Below are 14872 nucleotides of genomic sequence, written 5' to 3'. Positions count from 1 at the left end.
ACAATGGATTTCGCCCTGCCCGCCGACCTCGTCGCCTATCTCGCCGAACTCGACGCGTTCATCGACGCCGAGATCAGACCGCTGGAACAGGCCGACGACAACATTCGCTTTTTCGATCACCGCCGCGAGTACGCGCGCACCGACTTCGAGAACGGGGGACTGCCCCGGCATGAGTGGGAAGACCTGCTCCGCCAATCGCGCAAAATCGCGGACCAGGCGGGACACTGGCGGTTCTCCGCGCCCAAGAAGTACGGCGGCCAGGACGGCGCCAACCTGTGGATGGCGGTCATCCGCGATCGCTTCGCGCAGAAGGGCCTGGGGCTCCACAACGATCTCCAGAACGAGCACTCGATCGTCGGCAACTTCCCTTTCGTGGCGATGTTCGAGGAGTTCGGAACCGAGGCGCAGAAGCAGGAATTCATCCTCGGCGGGTTCGAAGGCAAGCGCAGGGTCGCGTTCGGGCTGACCGAGCCCGACCACGGCTCCGACGCGACCTGGATGGAGACCCGCGCGGTGGCGGAAACCCGCGACGGGGTCGCCGGGTGGCGGATCGACGGGGCCAAGATGTGGATCACCGGAATGCACGTGGCCAGTCACTGCGCGCTATTTGCGCGCACCCGGGGCAGCCCCGGCGAGGCTCGCGGCATCACCTGCTTCCTCGTCCCCAATCCGACCGAGGGCCTCAAGATCGAGGAGTGGATGTGGACCTTCAACATGCCCACCGACCACCCGCGGCTGAGCCTGACCAATGTCTGGGTGCCGCACGAGGCGATCCTGGGCGAGGAGGGACGGGGTCTCAGCCTGGCGCAGAGCTTCGTCCACCAGAACCGCATCCGCCAGGCGGCCTCGTCGCTCGGTGCCGCCACCTTCTGCGTCGAGGAAAGCGTCCGCTACGCCCGGATGCGCAAGCCATTCGGCGAGGAACTGGCGCGCAACCAGGGCATCCAGTTCCCGCTGGTTGAGCTGGCGACCCAATGCGAGATGCTGCGGATGCTGATCTACAAGACCGCGTGGGAGATGGACCAGATGCCCCACAAGGAGATCGAGCACCGCCTCTCCGACAAGATCAGCATGTGCAACTACTACGCCAACCGGCTGGTGTGCGAGGCGGCGGACCGGGCGATGCAGGTCCACGGCGGGATCGGCTATTCGCGGCACAAGCCGTTCGAGCACATCTATCGCCACCACCGCCGCTATCGCATCACCGAAGGCGCCGAGGAGATTCAGATGCGCAAGGTCGCGGCGTATCTGTTCGGCTATCTCGGGCCGCGGAAGGCGGAGTTCGCGGCCCTATGAGCGGATTGCGCATCCGCGACTATGATGCATCGCTGGCCGGAGATTTCGCCCGGATCAACCGTCAGTGGATCGAGGAAATGTACGCGCTCGAGCCGGTCGACGAGGCGCAGCTTGCCGATCCTCACGGACAGATCGTTGCCCCAGGGGGCGCGGTCCTGTTTGCCGAGGACGAGGCGCTGGGGATCGTCGGTACCTGCGGACTGCTCAAGACCAGCGAGGGGGAATTCGAGTTGATCAAGATGGCGGTTCTCCCCCAGGCGCGGGCGCGCGGCGCGGGTGAGGCGCTGCTGCGCGCCGCGATTGCCCGCGCCTTCGCGCTGAGCGCGACGCGTCTGTTCCTGCTGACCAACAGCAAGAGCCAGGCGGCGATCCGCCTCTACGAACGCAACGGCTTCGTCCACGATGCCGAAGTCCTCGCCCGCTGTGGCGGGGAGTACAGCCGTTGCGACGTGGCAATGCGCTATATCGGTGAGGGCGCTACCGCGGCTTCCTGAAACGCAGCGCGAACTGGTCGGTCTTGCCGCGGATGCTTGGGTCGAAAACGTTGGCGGTGCGCGGGTCGGCGGCGTGGGCGTAAAGCGCGCTCTCGGCCTCGAGCTTGAACCCGGCCTTGGTCAGCGCCGCGATCACCGCCGCCTTGTCGATGCGATGGAGCGAATCCGACAGCGTCGTGCCGGTCCCCGCCTTGGCGCTGTGATCGACCACGACCAGCGTGCCGCCCGGTTTCAACGCCGCGAACAGCGCCGCGCTGGCTTTCGCGCCGGTATCGACGGCAAAGGGCTTGAGATAGAGGTCGTGGAAGTTCTGTACGGTAATGATCGTATCGAGACCCGCCGGAAACGCGGGGGCGGCGAACGGTCCGGGCACCGCGTCGACATTGGCGTAGGCGGCGTCGAGCGCCTTGAGATCGTCGGCGTAGCTCGCCTTGAACTTCATGAACTCGGCCGGCTGGAAGGCGTAGACATGCCCGGTCGGCCCGACCGCAGGGGCCAGCACACGGGTGACATAGCCGCCGCCGGTGACGAAATCGCCGACCCGCTGGCCTTTCTTGACCTGCGCGAAAGCGAGCAGCTGCGCCGGCAGACGCGCAACGTCGCGCTCGCGGTCGGCGGCGGGGCGCGCCGGGTCGGCGAGCGCAGCGGCATAGAGCGCGGAGGCGGAATGGTTGGCCTTGGCGGCGGGCTTGGCGGTTACCGGAGTGGCGCAAGTCGCGAGCAGGGCAACGCATAAGGCGGCATATCGAAACTTCATTGCAGGTTCTCCCATCGGTTGCCGCGACCATATCGTCGCGCGGGCGCGGCGACACCCTCAAATCGCGTGTGGTCAAATCGCATACTGCGCGCCCAGCTCGATCACCCGGTTGTGGGGGATGCCGAAATAGTCGGTAGGATCGGCGGCGTTGCGGTGGAGGATGATGAACAGCACGTCCTGCCACACCGGCATGCCCACGTCGGACGAGAACGCATAATTGTTGCGCCCGATGAAGAAACTGGCTTGCGCCGCGTCGGCCACCGCGCCGCCCGCCGCGACCAGGTCGTCGCGGACCGCGGGCGTGTCCATGAAGCCATAGCGCAGCTCGATCGTGCTGAAACGATCGTCGATCCGCTCGACCGTGATCCGATCCTCGGGCGACACATGCGGCACCGCCATCGTGCGGACTGTGGTCACGTAGTTGTGTTTGTGGAGCACCCGGTTGTGCTTGAGGTTGTGAAGCAGCGCGTGCGGGGTGAGCTCGCTGCGCGCGGTCAGGAATACCGCGGTGCCATCGACCTGCGGCGGCGGGCGCTTGGCCAGCGCGGCGGCCATCTCGGCCAGCGGCAGTGCGCCGTCGTCCTCAAGAGTGGCGACGAAGCGGCGGCCACGTACCCAGGTCCAGATCACCACCAGCAGGCAGGCGGCGATCGTCAGCGGCACCCATCCGCCTTCGACCACGCGCAGGATGTTCGCGCCGAAGAACAGCATGTCGAGTGCGAGAAACGGCGCGATCAGCGCCACCGACGCGGCCAGGCTCCACTGCCAGCGGCGTCGGACCACCACGAACGCCAGGCAGCAAGTCACCACCATCGTGCCCGTTACGGCGATGCCGTAGGCCGCGGCCATTGCCGACGAGCTCTTGAACCCCAGGACCAGCGCGATCACCCCGAACAGCACCGCCCAGTTGACGAAGCCGACGTAGATCTGGCCAGAATGTCCCGCCGACGTCTGCTTGATCCGCAACCGCGGGAGAAGGCCAAGCTGGATCGCCTGCTGGGTCAGGCTGAACGCGCCGGTGATCACCGCCTGGCTGGCGATGATCGTGGCCAGGCAGGCGAGCAGGATCATCGGCAGGCGGATCGCTTCGGGGACCATCTGGAAGAACCAGTCGCGGTTGGTGAAAGCCGCGCCGCGCGCAAGATCGGCGTCGAGCGTGGCGATCGCGAACGCGCCCTGGCCGAAGTAGTTGAGCGCCAGCGCGGGAAACACCAGCAGCAGCCAGCCCATCCGGATCGGCCGCTTGCCGAAATGGCCCATGTCCGCGGTCAGGGCTTCGGCCCCGGTCACGGTCAGAAACACCGCGCCCAGCACGAACAGCCCCAGCACACCGTGGCTGGCGACGAACCTCACCGCGTGCCACGGCAGGAAGGCGGCGAGGATGCCGGGTCCGTCGGCGATGTGCAGCGCGCCCAGGGCGCCGATCGCCAGGAACCAAACGATGCACACCGGGCCGAACAGACGCGAGACGACAGCGGTTCCGCGTGGCTGGATCGCGAACAGCGCGACCAGCAGCACGAGGGTGATCCAGATCACGCGCGTCTGGGGGATCGCTTCGGCCATGCCGGGCAGCGTCTTGAGGCCTTCGACTGCCGAAAGCACCGACAAGGCCGGGGTGATCACCGCGTCGCCATAGAACAGCGCCGCGCCCAGCGCGCCCAGCGCCAGGACCACGCCCGATCCGCGTCGCACCGATCCACGCGCCAGCGCCAGCAGCGCCAGCACCCCGCCTTCGCCGCGGTTGTCGGCGCGCATTAGTACGATGACGTATTTGACCGTCACGATCAGGAACAAGGCCCACAGCATCAGGCTCATCACCCCGATGATTTCCTCGCGGACGAGGCCGTCGGAGCCCGCCTGATTGAGCGCCTCGCGAAACGCGTAGAGTGGACTGGTCCCGATATCACCGAACACGACTCCGATCGCGCCGATGGTCAGCGGGACAAGGCCTTGGCCGGTCGGGTTATGGTGGTTCAGATCGACGGATTCGGACGAAACGGTTGCGGCGGATGCCATCGTTTACCCCACGGAAATCCCTGCACGCGGCACGGGCTGCGCGCCCTACTCTTCCGCTATGGCAATGCAAGGGGATTTGGCAGGGCTCTCTCCGGCCGTAATCAGCCTTCGATTACTTGCGTCGCGGGATGATGCCGATCGAGGTGGCGCTTGATTATCCGCAGGTTCTTGCTGTTGGAGCGGAACGCGAAGTCGAACACATCGCCGACCAGTGGGACCGCACCGATGGCGGCATCGAACCCGACATTGGCCGCCATCCGCCACAGCTGCCATTTAGGCAGGCCCAGGTTCTTTCCCTCCCACACGATCCATGCGCCCATTGCGGCGGTGATGAGGTCGCCCGCCACCGGAATCAGCCCGGCCAGCGCATCGAGCCCGATTGGGATCTTCGTGCCGGGAATCGTCAAGCTGCGTTCGAGCAGCTTCTCCATCGCCTCGATCCGCTGGCGAACCGCGGCGGCGTCGCTGCCGAGCGAGGGAAGTTCGAAGCCCATCCGTTGTGGCCTAACCCGCTCAGTGTCCATGCTTGCGGCCTTATCGTTGTTGCCTCGCCTATCTGGGGGCGAGCGCCAGCGGCAACAAGGGATGCAGGCCCCACGGGTTGTTCGCGAACCCGGTGATGTCGCCGCGCACAAGGGACCAGCGCAGCGGCCGGGCGAAAGGGATGAAGCCGTTGGCGGCGGTGATCTCGGTCTCGGCCTGCGCCAGCAGCGTGGTGCGCGTGGCCGCGTCGGGCGCGGTCAGCGCGCTGGCGATCAGGGCGTCGCCTTGCGGGCTGCACACCGCGCGGCCCGCGGTGCAGCCAAGCTGGTTGAGGAACCAGGCGACCCGGCCATAGCGCGCGACCGCGTCGAACAAGCGCAAGTCCGCGCCCTCGGTTTCCTTGACCCGCGTCGCCTTAAGCCCGATTGCGGCGAGATCGCTGCGCAAGCGGGCGAAGATAATCGCGCCCCCGGGGGTGGCGGGCAGCGCGATCCGGACGGGGCGGGCGGTGTTGCCCGCCGCGGTCCACCGCGCGATCCGTTGAGCGGCCACGCGCTGGCGGGCGGCGAGGTCGAGCCCGGTCCAGCGCTCGCCGACCGCGCCACTCTTGCCCGCGTCGTCGTCGGCGGCGTCTGGCGAGACGATCCGTGTGGTCGGTGCCCAGCGCGCCACGTTGAATTCGGCCAGCAGCGCGTCCCGGTCGATCGCCATCGCGATCGCCTCGCGATTCTCGGGCGTGGCGAACAGCCCATTGCGGGTGACCACCGCCAGCCCGAACAGGCCGATCACCGGATCGAGCCGCAAGTTGCCGCGCGACAGCCCCGAGACCTTGACCAGCGGCAGGGTGTCGACCGTCCCGCCCAATACAATATCGGCATAGCCCTCGTCGAACCGCTTCACCGCCGCGGCCGCGGGTTCGGGCCGGACGCGCAGCGGACGGACGCGTTCCTTCCAGCCCTCTTCAGCGGGAAGCCCCAGCGATTCGGGTGGAATCGGCGCGAGTTCGGCTACGTCGCCTGTCCGCACCAGGGTCATCGGCCCGGCGCCGCGGTTCTTCCATGCGAGTCCCAATTCGGGCTGGGCGAGCAGATCGAGCAGGTCGGGCACCGCGGTCGAGAGACGGACCTCGACCACCCGCCCGGCCATCGCCCGGATTTCGCCGACCGCGGCGAGATCGCGCGCCAGCGGGGTGCCGCGCAGCCCGGCGATCGTGCGTCGCAGCGCGGCGGCGGCGTTCTCGCCGGTGATCGCGCTGCCATCGGGCCACTGGCCGTTGCGCACACGGAAGATATAGCTTTGCCCGTCCTCCGTTACGATCCAGCGATCGGCCAACGCGGGGACAACGCGGCCTTCGGCATCGAACCCGACGAGACCCTCGGTGGTGGCGGCGCGCAGAAGCTGAGCGGCGGGGGTCAGGCGCACGCCTCTCATCTGCGCGAAGGCGTCGGTGCCGCCGATCACCGAGACTTTGACCGGCCCGTCGTCGCGGCGGCCGCAGCCGCCCGCCAGCAGCATGATCAGGCAGAAAAGGGCAGGCGCACGCCGCATCGACCGGTGGTGTAGCAGGGTTGCGGTTCCGGGTCAGTGCCGCACTTTGGGGCGGGCCTTCAGATTTTACGGAGCGTGCGCTCCGGCTCGACGAACGGCCCCGCCGGCTTCGCGAACCGCAATGTGCTTTCCCTCGTCGCGGTGACCGGAGCGCGCGCGACCAAGGGATCGATATCGTCGTTGAAGGCGATGCCGCAGCGGTCGCCCTGGACCCAGGCGATTGCGCCCCCGACCCACCCGACGTTGCGGATGTTGACCTCGATCAGCGTCCCGCGGACGGCTTTGACCGCCCCTTCCGCCATCATTCCGCCCGCCGAGAGATTGCGCACCTTGACCCGGCCGAGCGTCTCCTCTCCCGGCAGGCGCAGTTCGGCCATCAGGAACAGGCTGTCGCGAGAGAGATGGCGATGGTCGTCGTCGGCCATGGATCAACCTTGCGAACCGGACCGCGCACCAACCGGCGGCGCGCGACGTTCTGTAGCCCTACGCTTAGCCAACGAACGCGAATAATTGCTTAACGCGCCGCCAACGGTTGCGAAGGGAGGCGGGGTTCCGGCGAACCGGGGAAGCGGGCTGGCACCGCATTCGCGCCCGCGAAAACTCAATTGTCGCGCGATACTTTTTCGCGCTTCTCATGCGCCTGCTGCGCCTCGACGGTCATCGTCGCGACCGGCCGCGCGATCAGCCGGCCCAGCCCGATCGGCTCCCCGCTGACTTCGCAAAAGCCGTATTCGCCCTCGTCGATCCGGCGCAGCGCCGAATCGATCTTGGCGATCAGCTTGCGCTGGCGGTCGCGCGTGCGCAGCTCGATCCCCCAGTCGGTCTCGCTCGAGGCGCGATCGTTGAGATCGGGTTCGCGGATCGGCCCGTCCTGGAGTAGCTGGAGCGTGTCCGCGGACGAGGCCAGGATCGAACGCTTCCATTCTAGCAGCAGGCGGCGAAAATATTCGAGCTGCTGTTCGCCCATGTAAGGCTCGTCGTCGCCCGGCAGATAGTCGCCGGACAGCGCGCGTTTGGCTTTCGCCAGTACGTCGATCTCGTCAGCCAAAACCGTGGCCATCCCATCTCTCCAAACCCGTACCCCGTGGGCCAGGCACCCGCGCTGTTACGCCAAGTGCCTGTTAGTGCGCGCCTATAGTTGCGGCCTGACTCGCGCACAAGCGTCCAGGTGGGGCGAGGCGGCGGTTAGCGGGTGAAAGCTTAAGGCTAGCCGAATGGATCGCGCTCTTTTCGAGGGAATTTCGACGGGTGTCGCGAAAGCGCAACAGCGGCGCATCAGAAAAGCCGCATGGACGTTAACCTTTTGTTGACCCTGATTGGACAGGTTGCGTTTGCCGGAAGGGGGAAACACCGGCTGACGGGGGAAGTTGGGGACATGGAACAAGGGATCATCCGCATCGCGGCGAGCACCGCTCAGCCGCTTGCGATCGACGCGACGCAAAACGCCGACCTGTTGGTCGCAAGCTGCCTCGCCGCCGCCGCACAGGGCGACATCGCCGCATACTACGACCTGGGCGTCGCCTATTCGACCGGCAGCCACGGAGTCGGCTGCGACCTGATAGAGGCGCATAAGTGGTTCAACCTCGCCGCCGTATCCGGCCACGCGGAAAGCGCCTGGTGCCGCGCCGATATCGCCGAGGAAATGACCGCCCGCGAAATCGCCGAAGCCCAGCGCCGCGCGCGCGAATGGCTGAGCGCGGGGGCCAAGCGGGCGGCTTAGAGCATCGTGCATGAAAGCTGCTGATCAGATTATCTGCGCATTGCTCATGGCGCCCTTGCGAGCGCAACTTTCAATCCTAGGCTCTTCGAAACGGCGTCCGTTCGCCCAGATAGAGCTGATCCTGCGCCACGCCCGCGCGTTCGCGTTCGAGGAAATCCGCGATCGCCGCGCGGAAGCCGGGGTCGGCGATGTAGTGCGCCGAGAACGTCTGGACCGGTTCGTACCCCCGCGCCAGCTTGTGCGGCCCCTGCGCCCCGGCCTCGACCCGCGCCAGACCCCGTTCGATCGCCAGCTCGATCGCCTGGTAATAGCACAGCTCGAAATGCAGGAACGGCTTGTCGAAGGTGCAGCCCCAATAGCGCCCGTAGAGCGCCTCGCCCCCCAGGAAGTTGAGCGCCCCGGCGATCGGGGTGTCGCCCACGAACGCCAGCATCAGCACTATGTCCTCACCCATCGCTTCACCCAGCATGTCGAAGGCGGCGCGGGTCAGGTAGGGGCGGCCCCACTTGCGGCTGCCGGTGTCCTGATAGAACTGCCAGAAGGCTTCCCAGTGCTCGGGCTGGATTTCAGCGCCGGTGAAGGCGCGGATGTCGACCCCTTCCTGCGCCGCCGCGCGCTCCTTGCGGATCGCCTTGCGCTTGCGTGAGGAAAGCGCCTGCAGGAAATCGTCGAAGCAAGCGTAACCGCGATTGTGCCAGTGGAACTGGATGTCGCTGCGGATCAGCCAGCCCCCGGCCTCGAACAGCGGGATCTGCTCGGGTTCGACAAACGTGGCATGGGCCGAGGACAATTCGTGCAACGCGCACAGCTTTTCCGCCCCAGCGAGCAGCGCGGGAGCATAGGCCGCGTCGCGGGTCAGCAGGCGCGGGCCGGTCGCCGGGGTAAACGGCGCGGCGATCTGGAGCTTGGGGTAATAGGCGCCGCCGGCGCGCTGCCAGGCATCGGCCCACGCATGGTCGAACACGTATTCGCCCTGGCTGTGCTGCTTGAGATAGGCGGGCAGCGCGGCGGCGAGGCGGCCATCTGGGCCGTCGAAAAGCACCGGTAGCGGCGTCCACCCGCTTCGCCCGCCGACGCTGCTCGATCGTTCGAGCGCGGAGAGGAACGCGTGACGCATAAACGGGTTGGCGCCGTCGGTGAGCGCATCCCACTCGGCGGCGGGCAGATCGGAAACCGCGCGGGCGATTCGAGCGGTAACTGGCCCTCTCACTTCCACGAACCCGCTCGTGTCGAGCGAAGTCGAGACACCACGCGCCACGGTCTGCCCGCGCGCGCCATCCCTCGCCTTCGCTCGGGATGAGCGGGGGTGGGCGAGTGTTCAGCCAACCCCCGCCCCTTCCGCAATCGGCGCATCGGCGTGGAGTCGCGCCCGGCCGGCCAGTTCCTCGCTGCGCACGGTCCAGGTCAGCAGCGGCAAGCCGCGCCGCCGCTGGGCGCAGGCGAAGCGGCTCGGCAGGTCGCGGATGTCGTAGGCGAGGAATTCCGGTTTCGCCTGCCACAGCGCCAGGTGGCGCCCAACGCTGCCCGAAAACGTGCGGTGGCCCTCCTCGGTGACCACCAGCCCGCGGACGATGTGCGGCGCCTGGGCGCGGAACCAGCGGATCACGCGCGGGTCGAAGCTCATCACCGCGACTGGCCCCCGATAACCTTCGAGAGCGCGGCGCACCGCTAAGCACAGCGGGCCGAAGCGAACCTCGCGCTTCGATTTGATCTCGATCAGCAGTGGCACCTTGCCGCCGATTTGCGCGAGAAGGTCGGCGAGCGTGGGGATCGTGTCGCCGGTCCCTCCCAGTGCAATCCGTGTGAGGTCGGCGGCGTCGCGCGCTTTAACCGGGCTGCTCTCGCCGGTCAGCCGGTCGAGCTCCCAGTCGTGAAACACAATCGCCTCGCCGTCGCGGCTGCGCTGGACGTCGCACTCGATTCCCAGCCCGCGTTCGATCGCGGCGGCAAACGCGCTCGGCGAATTCTCGATCAACCCGCCACCGTGCAGTCCGCGATGCGCGTATGCGTGCGCTCTCAGCCAGCCGACGCGCTGCTCGCCGGAGGGCGGCGCCAGCCAGGAATCAAGCGGGCCGAACGGCGACAATCGCGTCGATCTCCACCGCGACGCCCAGCGGAAGAACCGGCACGCCGACCGCGCTGCGGGCATGGCGTCCGGCCTCGCCGAACAGCGCGACCATCAGTTCGCTCGCGCCGTTGGCGACTTTGGGCTGATCGATGAAATCGGCGGTCGAGCTGACGAACGCGCCCAGCTTGACGATCCTTTCGACCCGCGAAAGGTCTCCGCCGAGCGCGGCCTTCAACTGCGCGACGATCATCAACCCACAGGCTTGCGCGGCGGCGATGCCCTCGTCCGGCCCCATGTTCTCGCCGAGCCGGCCCTTGATCAGTACCCCGTCCGTCATCGAGACTTGGCCCGAAACGTAGGCCATGCCGCCAGCGATGACGACCGGCACATAAGCCGCGACGGGCGCGGCGGGCTGCGGCAGGGTCAGGCCGAGTTCGGCCAGCTTGTCTTCGACGCTCATGCAGGCACTCCCTCTATTCGCTCGAGCAGCCACGGCAGCGCGTTGGCCCAGTCGTCGATCCGTGCGTGGGCGTGGCCCGCCTTGTGCGCGCAGGCGATGTGCGGGGCGAGCAGCGGCTCGCCGCACAAATGCAGCCGGGTGACGTGCGGGGCGATCTCGGCGACCGAGCCGTGGTGCTGGGGCAGGTCGTCGATAAACACGGCGCTCTTCGGGCGGTATTCGTCGAGAATCGCCTGGAGTGCAGGCCCTTTCGGCCCCTGGTTGGTGAACACCCGGGCGTCGATCCCCACCGCGCGCAACTGCGCGGTCCGCGTGACTTGCCTGTGGTCGCCCAGATTGGTGAGGATCACCACGTCGGCGTGCTCGGCCAGCTTGGCCACGCCGTCCACCGCGCCCGCGATCGGCAACTGGCGGTGCATCTCGGTATCGAAGAACCCGTTGAGCAGGCGCCAGATCTCCGGGCCTTCGACCAGCGCGCCGGTGTCCTGGTGCTTGAGCGCCTTCCCAAAATCGGAGCCTTCCATCGAAAAATCGATGCCGTGCGCCTCGCCCAGCCAGTCGCGGAACGGGGCGACCATGTGGAGCAGCACCTCGTCGCAATCGGTGATGATCAGCGGCCGAGTCACCCTAAGCACCTCATGCGAGCTTGTCCCGCGCGGCGGCCAACGTCCGCGGTTCGACACCCAGCTCGTGCGCGGCGGCGACCAGATCGGCCTCGTGCCCGCAAAGGAAGTCGAGCACCGCGCCCAGCACCGCCGGATCGCCCAGCCCTTCGCGCAAGGCCTCGGGGGTCAGCCCGGTCAGCGCCAGCAGCCGCGCTGCGCGATCCTCGTTGGCCAGCACCCAGCCCAGCGCGGACAGCGCCAAAGCTTGCGGATCGACGGCGGGGGATGGAGGGTCGCGGAGAATTGTCAGCCTCGTTCGCTCGGCATAGGACGACGCGCATGGCAAAGCGCATCCTCGTTGTCGAGGACAACGACCTCAACCGCAAATTGTTCTGCGACCTGCTGCGCGCCAACGGCTTCGCGGTCGAGCCGGTCGCCGACGGCGAGGCGGTGATCGAGCGCACCCGCCAGTTCGTGCCCAACCTGGTGATCATGGACATCAGCCTGCCGACCGTCTCCGGCCTCGACCTGATCGAGCAGCTCAAGGCCGACAAGGACTTGCGCGCGATTCCCATCCTTGCGGTCACTGCCTACGCCGGCAAGGGCGACGAGGACCGGATCCGGCAGGCGGGGGCTGAGGGCTATCTGGCCAAGCCGGTGTCGATCGGGCCGTTCATGGTGGCCGTGCGTAAGCTGGTCTAGATCGCGGTGAAGCCGAACCGTTCGGCGATGAACGCGATCAGAGTGAGCGAAAGCCCGACGATGAACACGCGATAGGCGCGCCCCAGATACTTGTACTTCTTGCCCTGAAGTACCTGGCCGTTCTGGTACATGTCGTGGAGCATCGTCCGGAACACGCCTTCGTCCGAGCGCAGCCGCTGGAGGATCCCTTCGGTCCACTCTTCCTCGTCCAGCTGGGTGAAATGGCCGAAGAACAGCTTGTTGGGCTTGCCCACGAAGCCCTTCTTGGGCGGGCGGATCGAGGGCAGCACGGCATAGACCGCGCACAGCGCCGAAAGGAACGCCGAGAGCGCCAGCACCGCGAGACTGATCGGGATCGGCCCGTTCTTGGCCTGACCGACTGCGATCGTGAACACCACGAAAGTGGCGCCCATCAGGATCGAGGCCTTCTGGTCGGCCATTTGTGACAGCGCCAGCTGCATCTGCTGTGAAGTGCGGACGAGATGGATCGCGTGGTTGGAATAGCCGGTCGGCGAGGGCATTGAGGGGGTGGCGACGACCGGTTCGGCTGCGGCCGGCGCGGGGGTGACGGGCGCGGCCGATGTGGCCTCCTGGATCGGTACGATTTCTGCCCTCGACATGGCAACAAACCCCTGATTTGGCCCGAAAGCCCGTCTGACACAAAACTGTAACCGTTGACAACATCCTTGAATGCCACTGGACGGGCCGCTTTTCCGCCGTATTCGGATGGCACAGGCCCGCCGCAAGTCGTTTCAGGAGTAATTTATGGATCGCGCCGAAGTCGCCGAGCGCATCGCCGGGATCATCGAGCCGTTCAACAAGAAGGGCATCGCCATCACCGGCGCCACCACCTTCGCCGGCGATCTAGAATGGGATAGCCTGACGGTGATGGATTTCGTCGCCGCGATCGAGGACGAATTCGACATCATCATCAGCATGAACCAGCAGGCCGAGATCGAAACCTACGGCCAGCTGATCGACGCCGTGGCGAAGCTCTCCGCATGACCGAAGGCATCGACGAAGCCGACCGCCCCGCCGTTCTGGCGGGATCCGGCCCCGACCTGTTCAGCAAGTTCGATCCGCTGATCGACATGCGCGCCAACCTGCTTGCCACGGGCCAAGAGGACCCGTTCAGCCTGGTGATGGAAAGGGTGCTCTCGCCCACCCAGGCGATCTGCAACGGGCGCGAGACGATCCTGCTAGGCACCTACAACTACATGGGGATGACCTTCGATCCCGACGTGATCGCCGCGGGCAAGCAGGCGCTCGACGAGTTCGGAGCGGGGACCACCGGCAGCCGCGTGCTCAACGGCACCTACCAGGGCCACCGCGCGTGCGAGGACGCGCTCAAGGACTTCTACGCCATGGACCACGCCATGGTGTTCTCGACCGGGTACCAGGCCAATCTGGGTATCATCAGCACGATCGCGGGCAAGGGCGACTACATCGTCCTCGACATCGACAGTCACGCCAGCATCTGGGACGGCTGCAAGCTGGGCGACGCCGAGGTCGTGCCGTTCAAGCACAACGACATCGAGGCGATGGAGAAACGCCTCAAGCGCATTCCCGAAGGCGCGGGCAAGCTGGTGATCCTCGAAGGCGTCTATTCGATGCTCGGCGACATCGCCCCGCTCAAGGAGATGATCCGCATCGCCAGGGCCAACGGCGCGATGGTGCTGGTCGACGAGGCGCACTCGATGGGCTTCATCGGCCCCAACGGGCGCGGCGTGGCCGAGGACCAGGGCTGCCTCGACGATGTCGATTTCGTGATCGGCACCTTCAGCAAGTCGGTCGGCACGGTCGGGGGCTTCTGCGTCTCGAACCACCCCAAGTTCGAGATCATGCGGCTCGTCTGCCGCCCCTATGTGTTCACCGCCAGCCTGCCGCCCAGCGTCGTCGCCACCGCCGCGACCAGCATCCGCAAGCTGATGCACGGCGGCAACAAGCGCGCGCACTTGTGGGAGAACAGCCGCACGCTGCACGCCGGCTTGAAGGCGAAGGGGTTCCAGCTCGGCACCGAGACGCCGCAGTCCGCGATCATCGCGGTTATCATGCCCGACCTGGAGCGCGGCGCGGCGATGTGGGAGGCGCTGCTCAAGGAGGGCCTCTACGTCAATCTGGCGCGGCCACCGGCGACCCCGGCGAACATGACGCTGCTCAGATGCTCGCTGTGCGCCGAGCATACTGCCGATCAGGTCCACACGATCCTGGGGATGTTCGAGCGGGCGGGCCAGGCGGTGGGGATCATCTGAGCCGAGGGCGAACGGGGCCAGGCCCGGCGCAAAGCCGCTGTCAATTGATTGTGATCACCCCGTCGACCGCACGCCATTCGGCGGGGCCGATCAGATGATTGTGCGCGACCCGAACCGAATGGAGCGCGGCTTCGATCTCGCGGCGCCAATAGTCGAGGAACCGGTCCAGCCGCGGAAAGGCCGGGGCGATATCGTATTGCTGCATCACGAACATTTGCAGCAGGCTGGGATGATCCGGCAGGTAGTAGTGAATCTGGACGGTCGAAAGGCCGTAGCCCTTCACCTGCAGGACGAAATCGGGATCGGTCATGCCCAACGGTCTCCTCTCGCGAAGGAGCGGGCTGGAGTCAGGACCCCGAGGCCCGCAATTCCTGCAAGATTTGACTATGGTTATCGGCAATCACAGTTAACATCGCATTGACGCCGTTATCCCCGACTGTTGCGGCAATGCCGCGATAGCCGGGTGAAAGC

19 protein-coding genes are annotated in these 14872 nt (G+C 66.7%); 6 read left to right on the top strand and 13 right to left on the bottom strand.

Features of this window, described 5'->3' with window-relative positions; translation table 11 throughout:
* The first annotated feature begins 3 nt into the window (after positions 1 to 3).
* Both GKE62_RS08930 and GKE62_RS08925 read left to right on the top strand, forming a co-directional pair.
* A complete protein-coding gene (locus GKE62_RS08930; protein WP_154691941.1) occupies positions 4 to 1296 on the top strand; it encodes an acyl-CoA dehydrogenase family protein in 1293 nt (430 codons plus the stop codon).
* Positions 1293 to 1790, top strand: a complete 498-nt coding sequence (locus GKE62_RS08925) for a GNAT family N-acetyltransferase (RefSeq protein WP_154691940.1) — start codon at positions 1293 to 1295, stop codon at positions 1788 to 1790. The genes GKE62_RS08930 and GKE62_RS08925 overlap by 4 nt, the downstream gene beginning before the upstream one ends.
* Here the strand turns inward: GKE62_RS08925 and GKE62_RS08920 are convergent.
* From GKE62_RS08920 to dksA, 6 genes are all read right to left on the bottom strand, one after another.
* Positions 1774 to 2547: a class I SAM-dependent methyltransferase gene (locus GKE62_RS08920; protein ID WP_154691939.1), complete on the bottom strand. Its 774-nt coding sequence runs from the start codon at positions 2545 to 2547 to the stop codon at positions 1774 to 1776. The genes GKE62_RS08925 and GKE62_RS08920 overlap by 17 nt on opposite strands.
* A 72-nt stretch (positions 2548 to 2619) precedes the next feature.
* Complete coding sequence (locus GKE62_RS08915) at positions 2620 to 4563, bottom strand: potassium transporter Kup (RefSeq protein WP_154691938.1); 1944 nt, start codon at positions 4561 to 4563, stop codon at positions 2620 to 2622.
* A 101-nt stretch (positions 4564 to 4664) separates the two neighbouring features.
* Entirely contained in the window at positions 4665 to 5057 is a 393-nt protein-coding gene (locus GKE62_RS08910; protein ID WP_230207032.1) for a DUF4112 domain-containing protein, read from the bottom strand.
* Between the two features lie 58 nt (positions 5058 to 5115).
* Positions 5116 to 6594 carry an ABC transporter substrate-binding protein gene (locus tag GKE62_RS08905; protein WP_154691936.1) on the bottom strand — a complete coding sequence of 493 codons (1479 nt, stop codon included), beginning with the start codon at positions 6592 to 6594 and terminating at the stop codon, positions 5116 to 5118.
* A gap of 59 nt (positions 6595 to 6653) precedes the next feature.
* On the bottom strand, positions 6654 to 7019 hold the full coding sequence (locus GKE62_RS08900; protein ID WP_154691935.1) for a PilZ domain-containing protein: 366 nt from the start codon (positions 7017 to 7019) through the stop codon (positions 6654 to 6656).
* 176 nt (positions 7020 to 7195) lie between these two features.
* The gene (gene dksA, locus GKE62_RS08895; RefSeq protein ID WP_154691934.1) at positions 7196 to 7654 is read right to left on the bottom strand and encodes an RNA polymerase-binding protein DksA; all 459 of its coding nucleotides are present in this window, start codon (positions 7652 to 7654) and stop codon (positions 7196 to 7198) included.
* A gap of 315 nt (positions 7655 to 7969) precedes the next feature.
* Between dksA and GKE62_RS08890 the strand changes: the two genes are divergently transcribed.
* Positions 7970 to 8314 (top strand): hypothetical protein, encoded by a 345-nt coding sequence (locus GKE62_RS08890; protein ID WP_154691933.1) that lies wholly within the window; start codon positions 7970 to 7972, stop codon positions 8312 to 8314.
* A 76-nt stretch (positions 8315 to 8390) separates the two neighbouring features.
* Here GKE62_RS08890 and GKE62_RS08885 read toward each other — a convergent pair whose 3' ends face one another.
* From GKE62_RS08885 to GKE62_RS08865, 5 genes are read right to left on the bottom strand one after another with little or no spacing between them, the layout of a single operon-like run.
* Positions 8391 to 9572: a GNAT family N-acetyltransferase gene (locus tag GKE62_RS08885; protein ID WP_370516084.1), complete on the bottom strand. Its 1182-nt coding sequence runs from the start codon at positions 9570 to 9572 to the stop codon at positions 8391 to 8393.
* Positions 9573 to 9632: 60 nt separating this feature from the next.
* Complete coding sequence (locus GKE62_RS08880; RefSeq protein ID WP_370516083.1) at positions 9633 to 10400, bottom strand: glycerophosphodiester phosphodiesterase family protein; 768 nt, start codon at positions 10398 to 10400, stop codon at positions 9633 to 9635.
* Positions 10378 to 10842 (bottom strand): RidA family protein, encoded by a 465-nt coding sequence (locus GKE62_RS08875; RefSeq protein ID WP_154691931.1) that lies wholly within the window; start codon positions 10840 to 10842, stop codon positions 10378 to 10380. Before GKE62_RS08875 ends, GKE62_RS08880 begins: the two co-directional genes overlap by 23 nt.
* Positions 10839 to 11468: an HAD family hydrolase gene (locus GKE62_RS08870; protein WP_154691930.1), complete on the bottom strand. Its 630-nt coding sequence runs from the start codon at positions 11466 to 11468 to the stop codon at positions 10839 to 10841. Before GKE62_RS08870 ends, GKE62_RS08875 begins: the two co-directional genes overlap by 4 nt.
* Positions 11469 to 11478: 10 nt before the next feature.
* Positions 11479 to 11709, bottom strand: a complete 231-nt coding sequence (locus tag GKE62_RS08865; protein WP_154691929.1) for a DUF3572 family protein — start codon at positions 11707 to 11709, stop codon at positions 11479 to 11481.
* 77 nt (positions 11710 to 11786) lie between these two features.
* Between GKE62_RS08865 and GKE62_RS08860 the strand changes: the two genes are divergently transcribed.
* Positions 11787 to 12149, top strand: a complete 363-nt coding sequence (locus GKE62_RS08860) for a response regulator (protein ID WP_154691928.1) — start codon at positions 11787 to 11789, stop codon at positions 12147 to 12149.
* Here the strand turns inward: GKE62_RS08860 and GKE62_RS08855 are convergent.
* Entirely contained in the window at positions 12146 to 12769 is a 624-nt protein-coding gene (locus GKE62_RS08855) for a Pycsar system effector family protein (protein WP_230207030.1), read from the bottom strand. The two genes, GKE62_RS08860 and GKE62_RS08855, sit on opposite strands and share 4 nt — an antisense overlap.
* A gap of 145 nt (positions 12770 to 12914) precedes the next feature.
* Here GKE62_RS08855 and GKE62_RS08850 point away from each other — a divergent pair, with 145 nt between their 5' ends.
* Complete coding sequence (locus GKE62_RS08850) at positions 12915 to 13154, top strand: acyl carrier protein (protein WP_154691927.1); 240 nt, start codon at positions 12915 to 12917, stop codon at positions 13152 to 13154.
* Positions 13151 to 14401 (top strand): aminotransferase class I/II-fold pyridoxal phosphate-dependent enzyme, encoded by a 1251-nt coding sequence (locus tag GKE62_RS08845; RefSeq protein WP_154691926.1) that lies wholly within the window; start codon positions 13151 to 13153, stop codon positions 14399 to 14401. The genes GKE62_RS08850 and GKE62_RS08845 overlap by 4 nt, the downstream gene beginning before the upstream one ends.
* Before the next feature lie 40 nt (positions 14402 to 14441).
* Here the strand turns inward: GKE62_RS08845 and GKE62_RS08840 are convergent, their stop codons facing one another.
* Entirely contained in the window at positions 14442 to 14711 is a 270-nt protein-coding gene (locus GKE62_RS08840; RefSeq protein ID WP_154691925.1) for an usg protein, read from the bottom strand.
* Positions 14712 to 14872: the final 161 nt, after the last annotated feature.

This window comes from Novosphingobium sp. Gsoil 351 (assembly GCF_009707465.1).
In the GTDB taxonomy this organism is placed as follows: Bacteria; Pseudomonadota; Alphaproteobacteria; order Sphingomonadales; family Sphingomonadaceae; genus Novosphingobium.
This window is presented reverse-complemented; position numbering and strand designations above follow the sequence as displayed.

Bases quoted from the DNA above. Each gene is read 5' to 3' on its own strand.
- GKE62_RS08930 (WP_154691941.1), top strand. From the start codon at position 4: ATGGATTTCGCCCTGCCCGCCGACCTCGTCGCCTATCTCGCCGAACTC.
- GKE62_RS08925 (WP_154691940.1), top strand. From the start codon at position 1,293: ATGAGCGGATTGCGCATCCGCGACTATGATGCATCGCTGGCCGGAGAT.
- GKE62_RS08920 (WP_154691939.1), bottom strand. From the start codon at position 2,547: ATGAAGTTTCGATATGCCGCCTTATGCGTTGCCCTGCTCGCGACTTGC.
- GKE62_RS08915 (WP_154691938.1), bottom strand. From the start codon at position 4,563: ATGGCATCCGCCGCAACCGTTTCGTCCGAATCCGTCGATCTGAACCAC.
- GKE62_RS08910 (WP_230207032.1), bottom strand. From the start codon at position 5,057: ATGGGCTTCGAACTTCCCTCGCTCGGCAGCGACGCCGCCGCGGTTCGC.
- GKE62_RS08905 (WP_154691936.1), bottom strand. From the start codon at position 6,594: ATGCGGCGTGCGCCTGCCCTTTTCTGCCTGATCATGCTGCTGGCGGGC.
- GKE62_RS08900 (WP_154691935.1), bottom strand. From the start codon at position 7,019: ATGGCCGACGACGACCATCGCCATCTCTCTCGCGACAGCCTGTTCCTG.
- dksA (WP_154691934.1), bottom strand. From the start codon at position 7,654: ATGGCCACGGTTTTGGCTGACGAGATCGACGTACTGGCGAAAGCCAAA.
- GKE62_RS08890 (WP_154691933.1), top strand. From the start codon at position 7,970: ATGGAACAAGGGATCATCCGCATCGCGGCGAGCACCGCTCAGCCGCTT.
- GKE62_RS08875 (WP_154691931.1), bottom strand. From the start codon at position 10,842: ATGAGCGTCGAAGACAAGCTGGCCGAACTCGGCCTGACCCTGCCGCAG.
- GKE62_RS08860 (WP_154691928.1), top strand. From the start codon at position 11,787: ATGGCAAAGCGCATCCTCGTTGTCGAGGACAACGACCTCAACCGCAAA.
- GKE62_RS08855 (WP_230207030.1), bottom strand. From the start codon at position 12,769: ATGTCGAGGGCAGAAATCGTACCGATCCAGGAGGCCACATCGGCCGCG.
- GKE62_RS08850 (WP_154691927.1), top strand. From the start codon at position 12,915: ATGGATCGCGCCGAAGTCGCCGAGCGCATCGCCGGGATCATCGAGCCG.
- GKE62_RS08845 (WP_154691926.1), top strand. From the start codon at position 13,151: ATGACCGAAGGCATCGACGAAGCCGACCGCCCCGCCGTTCTGGCGGGA.
- GKE62_RS08840 (WP_154691925.1), bottom strand. From the start codon at position 14,711: ATGACCGATCCCGATTTCGTCCTGCAGGTGAAGGGCTACGGCCTTTCG.